This window comes from Streptomyces uncialis (genome assembly GCF_036250755.1).
In the GTDB taxonomy this organism is placed as follows: Bacteria; Actinomycetota; Actinomycetes; order Streptomycetales; family Streptomycetaceae; genus Streptomyces; species Streptomyces uncialis.
Map to the genome: position 1 here is coordinate 1,497,487 of NZ_CP109583.1, position 16,795 is coordinate 1,514,281.

The window sequence follows — 16,795 nt, forward strand, 5'->3', positions numbered from 1 at the left end:
ATGACAGCCACCCTGAAGGACCCCCGCTCCCCCGCCCAGGCCACCGCGCCCGCGGTGCGGCTGACCGGGGTCGGCAAGACATTCGGCGGCACCCCGGCCGTCATCGACGTGACCCTCGACATCCGGACGGGCGAGTTCTTCTCGATCCTCGGCCCGTCGGGCTGCGGCAAGACGACCCTGATGCGGATGATCACCGGCTTCGAGACGCCCAGCGAGGGCACCGTCGAACTCGACGGGGCCGACTGCACGGGCGTACCGCCGCACAAGCGCGACCTCAACATGCTCTTCCAGAGCTACGCGCTGTTCCCGCACCTCGACGTCAGTGAGAACGTCGCCTTCGAGCTGAAGGTCCGCAAGTCCCGGCCCAAGGCCGAGATAGCGCAGGCCGTACGGGAGGCGCTCGCGCTCGTCCGGCTCGACGGGTACGGGGACCGGACCATCGGCCGGCTCTCCGGCGGCCAGCGCCAGCGCGTCGCCATCGCGCGGGCCCTGATCGGCCGTCCCTCGCTGCTGCTGCTGGACGAGCCGCTCGGCGCGCTCGACCAGAAGCTGCGGGCCGAGATGCAGCTGGAGCTGAAGAAGATCCAGCGCGAGGTCGGCGTCACCTTCGTCACCGTCACCCATGACCAGGAGGAGGCGCTGACCATGTCCGACCGGATCGCGGTCATGGACGGCGGCCGGGTGCTCCAGGTCGACACCCCCGAGGCGATCTACGAGCGGCCCGCGACCCGCTTCGTCGCGAACTTCATCGGCACCTCCAACTTCCTGACCGGCACCCTCGGCGGCGGACGGCTCGGGGTCGACGGGCTCGGGAACATCGCGGTCCCCGACGGGCACGGCCACCCCGACGGCACCCCCGTCCATCTGGCCGTCCGCCCGGAGAACGTCCGGCTCGCCCGCGCCGGCGAACCGCTCCAGGACTGCCCGGTCCGCGCGGACGCCACCCTCCAGCAGATCGTGTACCTCGGCAACGCCACCCGCTACCACCTCGCCCTCGCACACGGCGGCGACTTCGTCGCCGAGGCCCGCGGGACGGATGTGAGCGGTCTGCGGATCGGTGAACAGGTCGTCGTCGGATGGCACCCCCGGCACTCCCGGGTGCTGGCCGAATGAGCGCGCCCAGGCCGCCCGCACCCGCCCCGTCCCACGCCAGCAAGGAGATACGACCGTGAAGGTCGCCGCAGCCCAGTTCGCCCCCACCGCCGACGCGGCGGCCAATCTCGCGGTCATCGAGGAGATGGCCCGGGACGCCGCCGCGGCGGGCGCCGAACTCGTCGTCTTCCCCGAGGAGTCGATGGTCCCCTCGGACGCCGACGAGTCCGAGGAGGTCCCGCTCCGTGAACTCGCCGAGAAGCACTGGCCCGCGTTCCTCGAAGGGCTCGCCCGGATCGCCACCACCCACGGCATCGCGGTGATCGCCGCCGGTTTCGAGGACAGCGGCGAGGCCCTGCCGTACAACACCATGGCCGCCGTGGACGCGAGCGGTGAGGTGCTCGGCCTCTACCGCAAGATGCATCTGTACGACGCCTTCAACTACAAGGAGTCCCGCAAGGTCCAGCGCGGCGACACCGGCCCCGTCGTGGTCCGCATCGGCGACTTCAACGTCGGCCTGGTGAACTGCTACGACGTGCGCTTCCCGGAGTTCACCCGGTCGCTGGTGGAGATGGGCGCGGATCTGCTGGCGGTCTCGGCCGCCTGGGTCAAGGGTCCCCTCAAGGAGGACCACTGGGCGACGCTGGTGCGCACCCGGGCCATCGAGAACACCTGCTGGGTGGTGGCGTCCTCGCTGACCACACCCGACTGCATCGGGATGAGCATGGCCGTCGACCCGCTCGGTGTGGTCCGGGCCGCCCTCGGCGAGGAGGAGCGCTCGATGCTCGTCGTCGACGCCGACAAGGACCGGATCGACCGGGCCCGCACGGTCCTTCCCGTGCTCCGCAACCGCCGCATCATCATCGGACCGAGGTGACCCCCGTCATGCCGCTCGACCTGCGTGAACTGCCCGCCCCCCTCGACGGGGAACTCGTCGAGAAGCTGCGGAGGGTGGACTTCCCGACCCTCGGCCACTATCTGGAGGAGGGCTTCTGCGACCCGCTGCTCCAGCGTCAGGCGGGGACCGACCGGATCGTCGGCCGGGCCGTCACCGTACGCATCACCGCCACCGACTCCACGATGCTGCATCACGCCGCCGGGCTGGTCGGGCCCGGTGACGTGGTGGTGGTCGACTGCGGCGGCGACCGGCGGCACGCGCCGCTGGGCGAGGTCGTCGTCAACGCGCTCGCGTCCCGTGGCGCGGCGGGCGTCGTCGTGGACGGCCTGTGCACCGACATCGACGCGCTGCGCGCGCTCGCGCTGCCCGTCTACGCGTACGGACGCACCGCGCTGACCACCAAACTGCACGGCATCGCGGACGGTTCGCTGTGCGCGCCGGTCGTCTGCGGCGGTGTCCCGGTGCAGGCCGGCGACATCGTCCTCGGTGACGCCAACGGCGTGGTCATCGCGTCCGCCGCCCGGCTCGCGGCCGTCGTGGAGGAGGCCCTCGACGACGACGCGGAGGAACCCGCCCTTGTCGCGCAGCTGTGGCAGGGCAAGCCGCTGGGCTCGCTGACCGGCGCCACGGAGACACTTCAGCGGCTGCGCTGACCTCCCGCGTTCCCCCGGCGGCCGGTCCAGGACGCCGGGTCATCACTCCCCACCGGGTGCGCCCCGCACCACATCCACCCCCCGAAAGGACCATCGTGCTCCTCAAAGCCGCCGTCAACGGCGGGCGTTCGCGAGACGAGCGGCCCACCGTCCCGGTCACCGCCGCGCAGATCGCCGCCGACACCGTCGCCGTGCTCGCGGCCGGCGCGGACGTCGTCCACTTCCATGTCCGCACCCCGGACGGCGGCCAGACGATCCGGCCGGACGCCCTCGCCGAGGTGCTGTCCGCGATCCGCGCGGTCGCCCCGGACGCCGTCGTCGGCACCACGACGGGTCTGTGGACCTGCTCGGGTCCCGAGGAGCGCTACGAGCTCGTCAAGTCGTGGGAGACGCTGCCCGACTTCGCGTCCGTCGCGTTCAGCGAGGAGGACGCGGCGCGGACCGCGGAACTGGTCGTCGAGCGCGGCATGGTCCTGGAGAGCGCGGTGTGGACGATGGACGACGTCCCCCTGCTGCTGGCGTCACCCACCCTGCACGACAACGTCCGGATCCTGATCGAGCCGCTGGAGGAGGACCCGCAGGAGGCCGTCGCGGCGGCCCGCGCCATGGCCGCGCGCATCCAGGAGGCCGGGGTGACCTGCCCGATCCTCTACCACGGCGACGGCCCGACCGTCTGGCCCCTGGTACGGGCGGCCATCGAGGACGGCCATGAGACCCGGGTCGGCTTCGAGGACGGGACGGACCTCCCCGACGGCACGGACGCCCCGGACAACGCGGCCCTCATCCGCGCCGCGCGCGCCCTGGCCGCCCGCTGACCGGCTCCCGTGCGGGGCCGCTGAGGGCCCCGCACGGGAGTCCCACAGCCGCTGGCGCGGTGAGGGGTACGGGGGACCGCGCACCCCACGCGTACCCGCACCGGACGGGGGACGCCCGACCGGATCACCCCGACGGCAGCCGCAGGTCCCAGCACCGGTGCCGGGCCGCCGCCCGCTCGGCGTACGCGCGGAACGCGGGTCCGCCGAAGCTCTCCCCGCCCTTGGACCCCGGCGGACGCGCGGCGCCCGCGTCGGGCGGGACGGCGCCGATGAACAGCGCGCGCTCGCTGTCACCCGGGCATGTCGCGCTCGCCCAGCGGATGTTGCGCTCGGCGCCCGCGTCGGAACGCCGGTACGGCAGCCTGACGTCGTCGCGTTCCTGCCGCGCGTACAGGTCGAAGTGGGCGGTGAAGACATAGGGCGTGTCGAAGTGGGCCGACGCCCAGACATCGCAGCGCTCGTACAGGGCGCCCCTGCCGACGGGCGTCTCCCGGACCAGGTCCAGGCGTTCGTCCCGGGCGAGAGGCAGCCCGGCGCAGGTGCTCTGGGCGTGTGTGGCCAGCCGTGTCCCGTGCACATAGGGCAGTTTCCGCAGCGGCGCACCGCCGGTCGCCTCGCAGCCCCAGCGGCGCGCGGCCTTGGTGGCCGTGGCCGTGCCGAACCGGGCCCAGAACACGTCCTCGCCGCGCCAGGAGCTCGTCCGGCTCTCCCGGTCCACGGGAGCGTGGTCCTCGCGCCCGGTGTACCCCTCGACCATGACCGAGACGGCGTTGCCGTCGTCCCGACAGGGGAGCAGCAGCCGGATCGTGCGGCCGTCGGCCGCGCCCCGCCAGCCCCCGGGCAGCGGGGCGGGGTGCCAGGGGCCGTCGAAGGACGGGAGGAGACGCCGTCCCGTCCCGGTGGTGCGGGCACCGGGCCGCAGCAGTGTCACGCGTACCACCGTCAACCGCTCGCCCAGCAGGCACACATACGCGTCGCGGCCCTCGGTGCGGTCCTCGCGCAGCGGTACGGACGTGTGCAGGCCCTCGAACAACTGGCTCCTCTCGTACGCCAGCAGTCCGCCGCAGAAGGACTTCATGGAGTCCTCGAAGCGCCAGCGGGCCGCGGTACCGCTCTCCCGCCACCAGATCCAGACCGCCAGCAGACACAGCACCAGCGTCCCGGCCGTCCAGGTGGCCACCCGCGTCACCGTCGCACGCACCACGCCCATCGGTCCCCCCGTCTCCCACCGACGGCCCCGCCGCCGAATTGACGTGCCCTTGCCCGTCCGGCCACGCCCCCTAACCTTCGCGGCGGCCAGCGAGCGCGCGGCCACGGATGCCGCGGCCGTTCGACCTGGCCCGGTTCCGCCCGACTCCTTTGATCTTGGGGAGGGTTGGGGCACGCTACGGGTACGGATGGACGACTTCCTAGGGGGACGTGTGACGACACGCCGGATCTTTCTGACCGCGGGCGCGGGTACGGTCGCGGTGGCGGGTACGGGGGCGGGCGCCGTACCGGCGAGCGCGGCCGGGGCGGCAGGCGCTCCGGCCGAGCCGGTGTACGACGTACCGCTGGGCATCGCGATGGAGGGCTACCGGAGCGCGTTCCCGGTGCGCTTCCTGCGGATGGTCAACCAGGGCGAGACGGTCGACATGGCCTATCTCGACATCGCCCCGTCGGCGCCGGTGTCCGGCCGCACCGTCCTGCTGCTGCACGGCAAGAACTTCGACGGCGGTTCCTGGACCCCCACCGCGCGGGCACTCGCCGCCGCGGGCCACCGGGTCGTCGTACCGGACCAGATCGGTTTCGGACGCTCGTCCAAGCCCGCACTCGACTACGGCTTCGGGCTGCTCGCGGGGAACACCGTGGCGCTGCTGGACCACCTCGGCGTCCCGGTCGTGGACGTGGTGGGCCATTCGATGGGCGGCATGCTCGGGGTCCGGTTCGCCCTGGAACACCCCGCACGGACGCGGCGATTGGTGCTGGCGAACCCGGTGGGCCTGGAGGACTACCGGGAGCTGGTGCCCGCGCACACCACCGAGCGGCTGTTCGCCGACGAGCTCGCCAACACCTCCATCGCGGGGATACGGGCGTTCTACCGCTCGTACGTGGTGACCTGGCGGCGGGCCTACGAGCGGAACGTGGAGCTGCGGCACCGGATCACGCTCAGCGCGGAATACCCGCGCTGGGCGCTCGCCTCGGCGCGGACCTATCAGATGGCGTACCACCAGCCGGTGGTCCAGGATCTGCCGTCGCTGCGGCTGCCGGTGCTGCTGGTGATCGGCCAGGAGGACCGGGCCGCGGTCGGCAAGTCGTACGCGACCCCCGAGAACCGGGCGAAGCTCGGCAACTTCCCAGTCCTCGGCAGGCTGGCCGCCGCGGCGGTCCCGGGCGCCCGGCTGGTGGAGCTGCGCGGTGTGGGCCATCTCCCGCATCTGGAGGCCGGGCGGCGCTTCGAGCGCGAGGTGCTGTCCTTCCTCGGGTGAAGGAGGTGCGGTGAGGGGACGGCTTGACCTCAAGTTCGCTTGAGGGGACAGGATTCGGGACATCGGAGGACGGGAAAGACCCGACCCCGCACCCCAGGAGCAGTCATGCCGTCCACCGACACCGGCTTCTACTCGATCATCGACCACACCGTCGACGGCCCCGCCACCCAGACCGAGCTCGTGAACGCCTTCGCCGAGGTGCAGGAGCGGTGGGTGCGCTTCTACCCCGGGTACCGTTCCGCCCGGTTCCATGTCAGTACGGACGGCACCCGGGTCTACAACATCGTGCACTGGGACACCGAGGCGGACTACCGCAACTTCGTGGAGACGTCCGACACGGAGGGGCGGATGGCCGCGATCGGGGCGGCTCTGGCGGGCCTCTCCGGCACGGCCGAACCCCGGATGACCGGCGTGCCCACGTACACGGTCGTCCGTGAGGTCGGCCCCGGGCCCCAGGCCTGACCCCGCCCCGCGGCCACCTTCGCGCGTCCTCCCGTACCTCGGTCCCCGAGTCCCCGAGTCCCCGAGTCCCCGAGTCCCCGAGTCCCCGAGTCCCCGAGCGGATCGTGACAGGCGTCCTGTCGCGGTCCGCTCGTGTCGTCCCGCCACCGCAACCACGGCACCGCGCACACGGCACGCCAGCGCAACCGCCCCGCCCCGCCCCGCCCCGCCCCCGACAGGAATCCCCGGCCGGGTGGGGAACCCGGCGGGCCCGTGATCCGACTACTGCGGCGTGGGAGGGCGAACGCCCGTCGGGCCCACCCTGCCGCGGCGGAACGAGGGATGTGGGATGGGCGGACTGGACATGTGCGTCAAGGAGTTGGTGTGCCGGCACGGCCGGGTGGAGGCGGTCACCGATGTCGATCTGGAGATCGCCGCCGGTGAGCGGGTGGCGCTGACGGGTACCAACGGATCGGGCAAGACCACCTTGCTGCGGGCGGTGCTCGGGCTCCATCCGCAGGCGCGGGGCTCGATCCTGGTCGGCGGCCGGGGCACCGGTTCGGCGGCCGACTGGGCCTGGCGGCGGCGCGCGTGTGCGTGGATACCGCAGAAACCGGCGGCCGGACGGTTCCCGATGCTCGGGTCCGAACTGCTGGCCAGCGGTACCGCGCCCCGCGAGGCGCATGAGGCGGCGGACCGGCTCGGGGTGGGAGCACTGACCGAGCGCCCCCTGCACACCCTCTCGGGCGGGCAGTTGCAGCGGATGTATCTGGCGCGGGCGGTCGGCTGTGTCGCCGCCGGGGCCGGGGTGCTGCTGGCCGACGAGCCCACCGCCGCCCTCGACTTCGACGGGCAGGAGGAGGCGGCGGACGCCCTCACCTCCCTGCCGGTGACCCTGGTCGTGGTGACCCACGACCGGGCGATGGCACGACGCTGCGACCGGGTGCTGGAGATGGCCGCCGGGCGGCTGCGGGAGGTCCGGTGAACCTCGCCACCACCGATGTCGGCGCCCTGCTGGAGCTGCTGCCCGTACAGCGGGCCGGGGCCGCGCTGCTGCTGGCCGCGATCGGGCTCCCGGTGATCGGGGTGATCATCGTCGGGCTGGACATCATGCCGGTCCGGTTCGCGATGATGCATGTGGCGCTGCTGGGGGTCGCCGTCGGGCTGATCACCGGTCTCGACCCGATGCTGTGCGCGCTGGTGGCCTGTGCCCTGTCCGGCGCGGGCATCGCGCCCCTGGCCCGTACGCCCGACGGTCTTTCGGGAGCGATGGGGCTGCTGATGAGCCTCGCCATCGCCGCCGCGCTGCTGCTGCTCGCCGTGTCGGGGGTGAACGCGTCCGGTGCCTTCGCCCTGCTGTGGGGGTCGATCCTGTCGGTGGGCGGCATGGACCTGGTGGTGCTCGGCGCGCTCGCCGTCGTCGTACCGGGCCTCTTCTGGTGGCGGCGCCGGGACATCGGACTGCTGTTGTACGACCGGGAGCTGGCGCAGTGCTCCGGGGTACCGGTCAGGGCGCTGACCACGGTCCTGCTGGTGTTGGTCGCGGTCGCGGTGGCCGGGGCGATCAAGCTGACCGGCGCCCTCCTCGTCGACGCCCTGACCCTGCTGCCCGCGCTCGCGGCCCGCCGGCTGGGCAGCTCGCTGACGTCGATCACCCTGTGGGCGGTCGGCATCGGGATCGCCGTCAACCTCACGGGGTTCCTGCTGGCCCTGTGGCTGGACTGGCCGCCCGGCCCGGTCCTCGTCCTGACGGCCGGGGCGGTCGTCCTCGCCGTGCATTTCCTACCCGAACGGAGAACCAGCTCATGGCGCGCACCCGCGTCCGTACGTCTTCCCTCCTCGCACTGAGCACGGCGCTGGCCCTGGCCCTGCTCACCGGCTGCGGCGACAGCGGCACCGCCACCGCCTCCGGGGACGGCGGGCACCAGCACGACGGGCAGCCCCGGGTGGTCGTGACGACCACCTGGGAGGGTGCCTTCGCGAAGGCGGCGGGGGCCGAGGACATCAAGGTCATCGTGCCGCAGTCGGTGCACCACGCCCCGGACTACGATCCGAAGCCGTCCGACCTGGCGGCCGTCGCGAAGGCCGACTTCGTGCTGTACGCGCCGTTCGAGCCGTACGCCGAGAAGATCAAGGAGGCGGCGGGCTCCGACGCGGAGCTGGTCGAGGTGAAGCTCGACAACGACCCCGGCCGGGCGGGCGCCGAGATCACCCGGCTCGGCAAGCTGTTCGGCACCGAGGACCGTGCCGCGAAGGGGAAGGCCGCGATCGGTACGGAGTACGACAAGCTCGGCAAGGAGCTGCGGGCGCTGTGGGCGGGGGGCAAGGCCCCGACCGCCGTCAGTCAGGTCTTCACCACCTGGGCCACGGGGCTGGCGGGCGCCACCACGGTCGGCACCTACGGGCCCGAGGCGGTGACCCCGGGACAGCTCGCGGACCTCTCCGCCGAGAAGCCCGCCCTGGTGGTGGACAACGCCCATATGGCGACGGGTGCCGTCCTGCCCGACTCCGGTGCCCGGCAGGTGACGATCGCCAACTATCCGGGGGACGACCTCGATCTGCTGGCGGTCTACCGGGACGCGGCGGCTGAGCTCAGGAAGGCGCTCGGCGCGGGCTGATCCGCGGGGGTCCGGTCCGGGTCCGGGGCCGAGTCCAGCCATGGGTCCGAGGCCCGGCGGCGTGCGCGCGCCGCCGGGCCTCTCGTTCGACCGGTGGCGAGGAGACTCAACCGGTCGGATGAGAACTCAACCGGTCGCGACGAGGGGGGCTTTGCCGTCGTCGGTCTGCCGTACGGCGCCGGTGTCCGGGGCCGGGGACGCGGCGATACGTTCCCGCAGGGCCGCCCGGTCGGGCTTTCCCGCCGGGGTCAGCGGAAGTTCCCCGACGAGCAGCAGCCGCTCGGGGAACTTCCGCCGTTCCAGGCCGCGCAGCTCCAGATGCGCGCACAACTCGGCCAGACTCGGGGGGTGTTCGCCCCGGGCGACCACACAGGCGGCGAGCCGCTCGCCGGTGACCGGGTCCGGGACACCGACGCACACCACGTCACGGACGAGCGGATGGGCGACGAGTTCACGTTCGACCTCGGCGGGGCTGATGTTGGCGCCGCCCCGGATGACGATGTCCTTGAGCCGTCCGACGACATGGAGGACGCCGTCCGGGTCGAGGAAGCCGAGGTCACCGGTGCGGACCCAGCCGTCGGGGGTGCGGTAGCGGGCGTCGAGGTCCGGGGAGGCGACGTAGCAGAGCGGGGTCATCGGGCCGCGGGCGACGATCTCGCCGACGGTTCCCTCGGGCAGTGGTTCATGGGTGCCGGTGTCGGTGATGCGGATGTCGGTGACGCGGGGGTCCGGGCGTCCGGCGACGACTCCCGGGCCGGACATGGGCGGGGTGCCGTCCTCGGTCGCCAGGCCGGTGTGGCAGTTGACGCCGTCGGCCGAGCCGTAGAGGTTGACGACGGGGCAGCCGAAGGCGTGCGCGGCGTCCCGCGCGGTCCGCTCGTCGAGCGCGGAACCGCCGAGGACCAGGGCGGTCGGGGCGGGCAGCGCGGCGCCGTCGCCGTCGAGCCGGTCGAGCATCATCCGCACCATCGTCGGCACCCCGAGGACATGGGTGGGTGCGTGCTCGCGGACGGCCGCCAGGGCGGCCGCGGGGGTGAAGTGGTCGAGCAGGACGAGTGTGCCGCCGTGCCGGGCCAGGGTGACCGATGTGCCGTTGGACCCGAAGGCGGAGGCCAGCGGCACCAGGAACAGACAGCGCGGCGCGGTCCCGTCGGGTGTCAGCGAGGCGAGGAAGTTGCCCCGGCCGCCCGCGAGGGCGTTGTGGGAGTAGGCGACCATCTTCGGCTCGGCCTCGGAGCCGGACGACACCAGGATGCGGGCCGGACCGTCCGGGTCGGGCCGGGCGGGGACGAATCCATCGGCGTCGGACCGCAGCAGCGCGGCGAAGGGGACCGTGCCGTCGGGTGCCGTACCCGGTCCGGCGGCGACGACGTGCCGCAGCGCGGGCAGGGCGGGGAGCAGATCGCGCAGGTCGTCGGCGTGCCGGGCGCCCCGGTGCTCGGTCGCGGCGATGACGGCGACGGCCTCGGCGCGCCGCAGCAGACTCTCCGCCTCCCGGGTGCCGCGGCCGACGGGGAAGGGCAGGGCGACCGCGCCGAGCGCGGCGAGGGCCAGGTCCGCGATGACGGCGTTGCGGTTGTTGGGGAGTTGGACGCCCACGATGTCCCCCGGGGCGATGCCGAGGGATCTGAGTCCGGTGGCGAGACATCGCACCTTGCGGTCCAGGGCGGTGTAGCAGAGCTTGCCCTTGGCGTCGATGACGGCGGTGCGGTGGAGGTCCGCGATCTGCCGGGCCCGGAACAGGCTGTACAGGTCGAGGCCGGGGCAGGTGCCGTCCAGGACCCAGGAGCGGCGCAGCGCGGCGGGCAGCAGGTCGTGCAGGGTGACGGTCATCCGAGGCTCCAGGGGTCGGGAACGGCGGGGGCGCCGTGCGCGTCATGGGTGATCGCGCCGGGGAAGCGGGGGTCGTCGCGCAGCCGGGCGAGGTCGGTGGTGACGGGGGTGGCGGTCAGTCCGCGCTCGCGCAGCCGGGTGAGGGCGTCCGTGGTGGACAGGCCGTCCAGGTCGTGGCGGGCGGCCTCGGCGGCGCAGGTGTCGGCGGGGGCGATCCAGCCGTCGGCGGTGCGCAGCGGTCGGCGGAACCCGGCGGGCGGCCGGGGGTCGGCGCCGCGGGCCGCGCGCCGCAGGGCGGGGGCGGTGAGGGTGTCGGCGGCGCCGAGCAGGGACGAGTCGGCGCGGACGCCGTGTCCGGTGCGCAGCCGCAGCAGGAGTCCGGCGAGGACCGCTTCGGTGCCGTGCAGCGCGCCGAGCACGTCGAGCAGGGTCATCAGCGAGGGTGCCGGTGGCTCGTCGGCGGGCCGTACGGCGGCGCCGACGCCGGTGCGGGCCTGGACCATGAAGTCGGTGCCCATGGGGGCGTCGTGGAGGCGGTCGGCCCAGCCGCTGGTGTAGGCGTAGACGAGGCCGGGGTTCGCGGCGGTGAGATCGGGGTGGTCGAGGCCGAGCGCGGCGGCCTTGCCCGGGGCCCAGTTGTGCAGGAAGACATCGGCCTGGGCCGTCATCGCGCGCAGTGTGCGGCGGTCCCGGTCGGACTTGATGTCGATCTCCACGGCCTTCTTGCCCCGGTTGAGGGCGAGCCAGCGGGCGGAGACGCCGGAGCAGGTGGGCGGCATACCGCGCAGCGGGTCGCCGCCGGGCGGTTCGACGCGGATCACATCGGCGCCCAGCAGGCCCAGCAGATGGGCGGCCAGGGGCGCCTGGATGCGGCGCCCGGCCTCCAGCACGGTGAGTCCGGCCAGCGGGCGGGACGCGGAGGCGGTGGCGGGCAGCGGGCGGGTGCCGGGGGCCAGGAGGCGCAGCGACCAGGGGGCGGCGCCGTCGTGCTCGGCGGCCCGTTCGGCGGGTGTCCGCAGGACGCAGACCTCGGCGCCGGAGCGGTCGGCGGCTTCCTTGACCCGTGCCAGGGGGTGGGCCCGGGTCGTGGTGTGCAGGGCCTCGGGGAAGGGGGCGCAGGCGGTGGCGTAGCGGAACTGGAAGGGCCGCCAGCCCGCGCGGATCGCGTCGTCGGGGGCTTCCAGGACGCGCCAGAATCCGGCCCAGGCGGCCGGGTCGAGGGTCTCCAGTTCGAAGAGCAGGCCGTCGGACGAGGTGAAGGGCGGTCCGCCGGGGGCGACTTCGGCGGCCTCGCCCTCGTCCGCGCCGGCGGCGGCGAGGTACTGGGAGACGGTGAGCAGCGCGGCCCGGTCGGCGCTGGTGGTGACGGTGGCGGGGGCGGCGCCCCGGGCCTGGCCGACCAGGGTGGCGAGCAGTCCCTGGACGGTGAGGACGGCGGTGGTGGTGGCCGCCCAGTCGACGGCGAGGCCGCGCGGCCGTCCGTCGCGGCGGCCGTGCACGGCCATGACGCCGGTGGCCGCCTGCACGGTGGCCTCGTCGGTGAGTCCGGAGGCGGGCCCGGCGGACCAGCCGGTGACCGCGTGGACGGGTGCGAATCCGGCGCCCGCGAGGGTGGCGCGCCCGTCGCCCGGGTCCCTCGGGCCGTTGGTGCCGGTGCGCGCGCCGAGCAGCCGCAGCCGCTCGGTGACGACGTCCATGATCGGGGGCGGTCCGCAGGCGTCGAAGCGCAGCGCGTCGAGCGGCCGGACGGTCCTGGTGGGTTCTGGTGGCACCTTTCCCTCTCCTCGTCGTGGCGGGGGCGGTGGCCGTCCCCGCCCGGGTTCGTTCGGGGCGGCGGGAACCCGGGAGCGTCCGCGCCCGACCAGTTCCACGGGCAGGGAGTCGGACAGGCGTTCCCCTGGGTTCCCGTGAGGTGGAGGCGAACAGTGGTGGACACGGGCCGGGGTGGCGGGGACGGTTCCGCGCGGAGCGGTACGGGAGAACAACCTCCCGTGGTGGAACATGACTTGCGGGAGCGGGTGGCACGGTTCGTGACGGCGGAGGTGATGCCGTGCGAGCCGGTGCTGGACGCGGGCGGACCCGCCGCGGCCGCCGTGCTCGGCGGGTTGCGGGACCGGGCCCGCGCCGAGGGCCTGTGGGCGCTGCCGCTGCCCAAGGAACTGGGCGGTGGCGGTCTGCCGCTGCGCGCGTACGCGGCGCTGGCCGAGGCGGAGGGCGCCAGCGACCACGGACCCGCCGCGCTGGGCTCCGCCCCCCTGCTCGATGTCACCATGCTGAGCCGTCACGCGGGGCCCCGGGTCCGCGCGGAGCATCTGCGGGACCTGGTCGCCGGGCGGACCCGGAGCTGTTTCGCGATGACGGAACCGGATGTCCCGGGCACCGATCCGACCCTCACCGCCACCCGGGCCGAACGGCTGGCGGACGGCGGCTGGCTGGTCACCGGCCGCAAGTGGTTCACCTCCGGGGCCGCGGACGCCGGTCTCGTCACCGTCCTCGCCCGTACGGGCGGTGCGCCCGGCGACCGGGCGGGACTGTCCCTGCTGCTGGTGCCGACCCGCTCACCGGGCTTCCGGGTCGTCCGCGAGCTGCCGGTGTTCGGCGCCTCGGGCCAGTACGAGATCGCCCTGGACCGGGTCGAGGTGCCGGGGGACCAGCTGCTCGGCGAGCCGGGCGCGGCACTCGCAGTCGTGGGGGAACGCCTTCAGCTCGGCCGGGCCCTGCGGTGCCTGCGCTGGCTGGGGCAGGCCCAGCGCGCGTTCGATCTGCTGTGCCACCGGGCGGCCACCCGGACCGGTTCGCAAGGCCCCCTCGGGGATCACCAGTTGGTGCAGCAGCACGTGTTCGACGCGCTCCTCGCGCTGCGCACCACCCGGCCGCTGGTCCATGAGGCGGTGGCGCTGATCGACGCGGGTCGGGACGCCCGTACGGAGGTGGGGCTCGCCAAGGTGGCCGCCGCGCGGATGCTCCAGCGGGTCACGGACTCCGCGATCCAGATCCACGGCGCGGCCGGACTGGGCCCGGACACCCCGCTGCCCGCGCTGTTCCGCACCGGGCGGGCGGCCCGGGTCCTCGACGGGCCGGACGAGCTGCACATCACGTCGGTGGCGCGCCGGGTGCTGCGGGGGTACGGGACCGGCGCGGCCGGGTCGGGGTGAGGTCCGGCCGCGCCGTACTCGGGTGGGTCCGCGCACCGGACCGGCTCCGCTGCACGCGGGTGGGGTCCCCGCGCCCGGGTGAGACGCTGCACTGGGGGCTCGGGTCGGCGGCCGGGTAAGGTCCCGGGCCCGGGTGGGGTCGGCGGCGCGCGAGCGAGGTGTCCCGGGACCCGGCTGGTGTCGCTACACCTGGGTGAGGTCGGCCGCGCCCGTGAGCGCGGCCAGCGCGAGCGCCAGGAAGAAGTCACCCCAGACCAGTTCGTGCCGGACGGCCAGGCCCCGGGGGGCGTCGTAGCAGCCGTCGAGCAGCATCCCCGCCGGGCGCCCCGGCCGCGGTTCGCTCAGATGGTCGCGCACCAGCCGTTCCAGGATCGCCCCGGCCCGTCGCGCGTACGTCCGCGCGTGGGGTCCGGGGACCCGGGCGAGCTTCAGCAGGGCGACGGCGGTGATCGCGGCGGCCGAGGTGTCGAGGGGACCGTCCGGCCGGTCCGTGTCGGCGTACGGGACGAGCGGCCCGGTCAGGACGCCCCCTTCGGTCAGGAGGCGTTCGACCGTCACCGTGAGATCGCCGGGCACCCGGGCGGCGACCTCGGGGCGCAGCAGGGCGTCCGCGACGGCCAGCAGCAGCCAGGCCGGACCCCGGCTCCAACCGGGTCCGGGGTCCTCGCAGGGCCGCCAGCCGGTCGCGGTGCGCCGCCATGCGGGCCGGAACGGGGCCCGGACCGGATCCCGGGGCGTGTCCCTGAACGAGCCTTTCCCCAGGCATAGTTCGAGGTGCCGGTGCAGATGGGCCGCTGCTGCGGCGACACCATCGGGTCCGGGTCCGGGTCCGGGTCGGAGTCCGGGTCGGAGTCCGGCTGCGGCGTCGGCTACGGTTCCAACTACCGTTCCGCCTCCGGCTCCGGCTCCGGCCAGCAGCGGGACCATTCCCGGTACGCCGTCCACCCGGGCCAGCTCGCGGGGGCCGCCGAAGGCGTCTCCCCAGGGGACAATCCCCAACTCCGGTTCCCAGGAGTGCAGGCACGCGCGGGCGGCCCGGTCGCGGAGCGCGGCGGCAGCGGGGTCGTCCCCGGCCGGTGCCGTCCCATACCAGAGGATCAGGCCACGGGTGGCGGTGTCCGCGTCGGTCCAGGGCGCGAGACGGGCGGTGCACGCGGCGGCGGCCTCCCGGTCCGCGCGGTCACCGGTGAACCCGGCCCGCAGCCACAGCAGTCCGGCCCAGAACCCTCCCGTCCAGGAGCCGCGTCCGGTCGTCGTCCACCGGCCGTCGGCCGGGTCGGCGTACAGCGGGAACCGGGTGCCGACCTGGGCGCGGGTCACGGCGACCCGCTCGACCACATCGGCCAGCGCCCGATCGGCCCAGCCCGCGCCGGTGGCTGTGGCCGAGTCGATGGCTGCGGTCGCGCCTGTGGCCGGGTCGGTGCCCGACGCCGCCCCGGGGAACATGTCCGTGCTCACGTCCGGGTCCGCCGCTCCGCGCGCGCCCGGGTACGCCCCGGCGCCCGTACTCCCGCCCTCCGCGCCTCGCTCCCCGCCCGTCACGGGGCGGACTCCCGACGCTGACGCGTACGGCGGTCCCGGACGGCCCAGTGGCAGGCGACCGCGCCCGCCACCGCGAACTCCGCAGCGACGAGCAGCCAGCCGGTGCCGTACCGGTCGCCCTGCGCGAGGGTTCCGAACAGCGGCGGGCCCCAGGCGAATCCGGCGAAGAACCCCGCCGCGACGAGCGCCGAGTCCTGGCCCGCCCGGCCGGGCGCGGCCCGCTGCATCACGAGCACCATCGTGACGGCGTTGGCGGACACCGCGAACACACCGACCGCGACGGCACCGGCCCACACCAGCGGCGCGGCGGTGACCGCCGCCGCCAGCAGCAGCGCGGCCGGCACGGCGCCGGTCGCGAGCCAGCCCGGCAGCCACTCGGCGCGGCCGGGCCGCGCGGCCTTCGCCCAGCCCACCCGGCCGACGATCCCCGTCGCACCCAGCACCGCGACGAGGGCACCGGCGGCGGTCGGGGCCAGCCCCAGCCGCTGGGCCCCGAACAGCGCGAGATAGGTGTTCACCGAGGCGATCCCGGCACCCAGGAACAGCGAGAACACCGCGAGGGGCACCACAGGCCCGCCCGGCACCGGTACGGCTCCCCCGGGAACGGCGGGAGCAGCGGGGGCGGTAGGAGCGGTAGGGGCGGTAGGTGCTGCCGGGGCCGCTGAAGCCGTGGTGCCGGGCCGCACCGCCTCACGTACAGGAGATTCGGGGGCCGTCGGGTCGGGGGGCAGGGCGCGGGACGCCCAGAGCGCGGTCAGCAGCGCGACGCCCGCCGCCGTCCACACCGCGCCCCGCCAGCCGAGTCCGCCCGCGAGCGCGGCGAGGGGCAACCCGGCGGCGAAGGCGCCGAGTTGCACGCCGGACTGCTTCATCCCGGTGACCGCGCCGCGCCGCGCGGGCGCGACCGCCGCCAGGACGGCCTTGTTGGTGGCCGGATTGGCCAGTGCCTGCGGAATCCCGCCGAGCGCGACCGCGCCCAGCAGCATCCCGGCACCGGGCGCCGCGCCGATGAGGGCGAGCGCTGCGGCGGAGACGACCAGCAGGGCGACGAGGGAACGCCGCGGGCCGATCCGGTCGACGATCCGCCCGCCCGCCGGGGACAGCACGGCGGCGGTAACGAAGCCGATCGTCGTGGTCAGCCCCAGCAGCGTGGGCGACAGGCCCAAGTCGTCCACCAGGCGCGGGCCGAGCGCTCCGATCAGGAACAGCTGGAGCATCGAGAAGGCCATGGCGCAGGTGAGCAGCGCGGTGAGCCGCCGCTCCGCCCGACTGCCCGCCCG

At 74.6% G+C, this 16,795-nt stretch carries 15 protein-coding genes; 10 read left to right on the top strand and 5 right to left on the bottom strand.

The genetic code is table 11. The annotated features are described in order from the left end of the window. The 4 genes from OG711_RS05900 (at position 1) to OG711_RS05915 (ending at position 3,458) form a co-directional block, all read left to right on the top strand. A complete protein-coding gene (locus OG711_RS05900; RefSeq protein ID WP_073787098.1) occupies positions 1-1,113 on the top strand; it encodes an ABC transporter ATP-binding protein in 1,113 nt (370 codons plus the stop codon). A gap of 55 nt (positions 1,114-1,168) precedes the next feature. Then, a complete protein-coding gene (locus tag OG711_RS05905; RefSeq protein ID WP_073787100.1) occupies positions 1,169-1,969 on the top strand; it encodes a carbon-nitrogen hydrolase family protein in 801 nt (266 codons plus the stop codon). A gap of 8 nt (positions 1,970-1,977) precedes the next feature. Then, positions 1,978-2,643, top strand: coding sequence for an RraA family protein (locus OG711_RS05910; protein WP_329558636.1), 666 nt, complete (start codon positions 1,978-1,980; stop codon positions 2,641-2,643). Between the two features lie 95 nt (positions 2,644-2,738). Beyond that, positions 2,739-3,458 carry a 3-keto-5-aminohexanoate cleavage protein gene (locus OG711_RS05915; RefSeq protein WP_329558637.1) on the top strand — a complete coding sequence of 240 codons (720 nt, stop codon included), beginning with the start codon at positions 2,739-2,741 and terminating at the stop codon, positions 3,456-3,458. A gap of 124 nt (positions 3,459-3,582) precedes the next feature. Here the strand turns inward: OG711_RS05915 and OG711_RS05920 are convergent, their stop codons facing one another. Then, positions 3,583-4,638 (bottom strand): hypothetical protein, encoded by a 1,056-nt coding sequence (locus tag OG711_RS05920; protein ID WP_143201223.1) that lies wholly within the window; start codon positions 4,636-4,638, stop codon positions 3,583-3,585. 241 nt (positions 4,639-4,879) lie between these two features. On the opposite strand from OG711_RS05920, the gene OG711_RS05925 reads away from it, so the two are divergent. The 5 genes from OG711_RS05925 (at position 4,880) to OG711_RS05945 (ending at position 8,985) form a co-directional block, all read left to right on the top strand. Next, on the top strand, positions 4,880-5,926 hold the full coding sequence (locus tag OG711_RS05925) for an alpha/beta fold hydrolase (RefSeq protein WP_329558638.1): 1,047 nt from the start codon (positions 4,880-4,882) through the stop codon (positions 5,924-5,926). Positions 5,927-6,031: 105 nt separating this feature from the next. Further along, complete coding sequence (locus OG711_RS05930; RefSeq protein WP_329558639.1) at positions 6,032-6,388, top strand: antibiotic biosynthesis monooxygenase; 357 nt, start codon at positions 6,032-6,034, stop codon at positions 6,386-6,388. 328 nt (positions 6,389-6,716) lie between these two features. Beyond that, positions 6,717-7,352, top strand: a complete 636-nt coding sequence (locus OG711_RS05935) for a metal ABC transporter ATP-binding protein (RefSeq protein ID WP_329558640.1) — start codon at positions 6,717-6,719, stop codon at positions 7,350-7,352. After that, positions 7,349-8,215: a metal ABC transporter permease gene (locus OG711_RS05940; RefSeq protein ID WP_329558641.1), complete on the top strand. Its 867-nt coding sequence runs from the start codon at positions 7,349-7,351 to the stop codon at positions 8,213-8,215. Before OG711_RS05935 ends, OG711_RS05940 begins: the two co-directional genes overlap by 4 nt. Beyond that, positions 8,173-8,985: a metal ABC transporter solute-binding protein, Zn/Mn family gene (locus tag OG711_RS05945; protein ID WP_329558642.1), complete on the top strand. Its 813-nt coding sequence runs from the start codon at positions 8,173-8,175 to the stop codon at positions 8,983-8,985. Before OG711_RS05940 ends, OG711_RS05945 begins: the two co-directional genes overlap by 43 nt. Before the next feature lie 126 nt (positions 8,986-9,111). On the opposite strand, the gene OG711_RS05950 is transcribed toward OG711_RS05945, so the two are convergent. Together OG711_RS05950 and OG711_RS05955 are read right to left on the bottom strand one after the other, a co-directional pair. Continuing rightward, positions 9,112-10,818 (bottom strand): class I adenylate-forming enzyme family protein, encoded by a 1,707-nt coding sequence (locus tag OG711_RS05950; protein WP_329558643.1) that lies wholly within the window; start codon positions 10,816-10,818, stop codon positions 9,112-9,114. Then, a complete protein-coding gene (locus OG711_RS05955) occupies positions 10,815-12,515 on the bottom strand; it encodes a CoA transferase (protein WP_329563639.1) in 1,701 nt (566 codons plus the stop codon). Before OG711_RS05955 ends, OG711_RS05950 begins: the two co-directional genes overlap by 4 nt. A gap of 297 nt (positions 12,516-12,812) precedes the next feature. Between OG711_RS05955 and OG711_RS05960 the strand changes: the two genes are divergently transcribed. After that, a complete protein-coding gene (locus OG711_RS05960) occupies positions 12,813-13,973 on the top strand; it encodes an acyl-CoA dehydrogenase family protein (RefSeq protein ID WP_266506142.1) in 1,161 nt (386 codons plus the stop codon). Positions 13,974-14,156: 183 nt separating this feature from the next. On the opposite strand, the gene OG711_RS05965 is transcribed toward OG711_RS05960, so the two are convergent. Together OG711_RS05965 and OG711_RS05970 are read right to left on the bottom strand one after the other, a co-directional pair. Beyond that, a complete protein-coding gene (locus OG711_RS05965; RefSeq protein WP_329558644.1) occupies positions 14,157-15,431 on the bottom strand; it encodes a sugar ABC transporter permease in 1,275 nt (424 codons plus the stop codon). 80 nt (positions 15,432-15,511) lie between these two features. After that, a complete protein-coding gene (locus OG711_RS05970) occupies positions 15,512-16,744 on the bottom strand; it encodes an MFS transporter (RefSeq protein ID WP_405674769.1) in 1,233 nt (410 codons plus the stop codon). Positions 16,745-16,795 lie beyond the last annotated feature (51 nt).

What these genes read in the sequence shown, in the direction of transcription:
- OG711_RS05900 (WP_073787098.1), top strand. Translation starts at nt 1, where the DNA reads ATGACAGCCACCCTGAAGGACCCCCGCTCCCCCGCCCAGGCCACCGCG.
- OG711_RS05910 (WP_329558636.1), top strand. Translation starts at nt 1,978, where the DNA reads ATGCCGCTCGACCTGCGTGAACTGCCCGCCCCCCTCGACGGGGAACTC.
- OG711_RS05930 (WP_329558639.1), top strand. Translation starts at nt 6,032, where the DNA reads ATGCCGTCCACCGACACCGGCTTCTACTCGATCATCGACCACACCGTC.
- OG711_RS05935 (WP_329558640.1), top strand. Translation starts at nt 6,717, where the DNA reads ATGGGCGGACTGGACATGTGCGTCAAGGAGTTGGTGTGCCGGCACGGC.
- OG711_RS05945 (WP_329558642.1), top strand. Translation starts at nt 8,173, where the DNA reads ATGGCGCGCACCCGCGTCCGTACGTCTTCCCTCCTCGCACTGAGCACG.
- OG711_RS05950 (WP_329558643.1), bottom strand. Translation starts at nt 10,818, where the DNA reads ATGACCGTCACCCTGCACGACCTGCTGCCCGCCGCGCTGCGCCGCTCC.
- OG711_RS05955 (WP_329563639.1), bottom strand. Translation starts at nt 12,515, where the DNA reads ATGGACGTCGTCACCGAGCGGCTGCGGCTGCTCGGCGCGCGCACCGGC.
- OG711_RS05970 (WP_405674769.1), bottom strand. Translation starts at nt 16,744, where the DNA reads ATGGCCTTCTCGATGCTCCAGCTGTTCCTGATCGGAGCGCTCGGCCCG.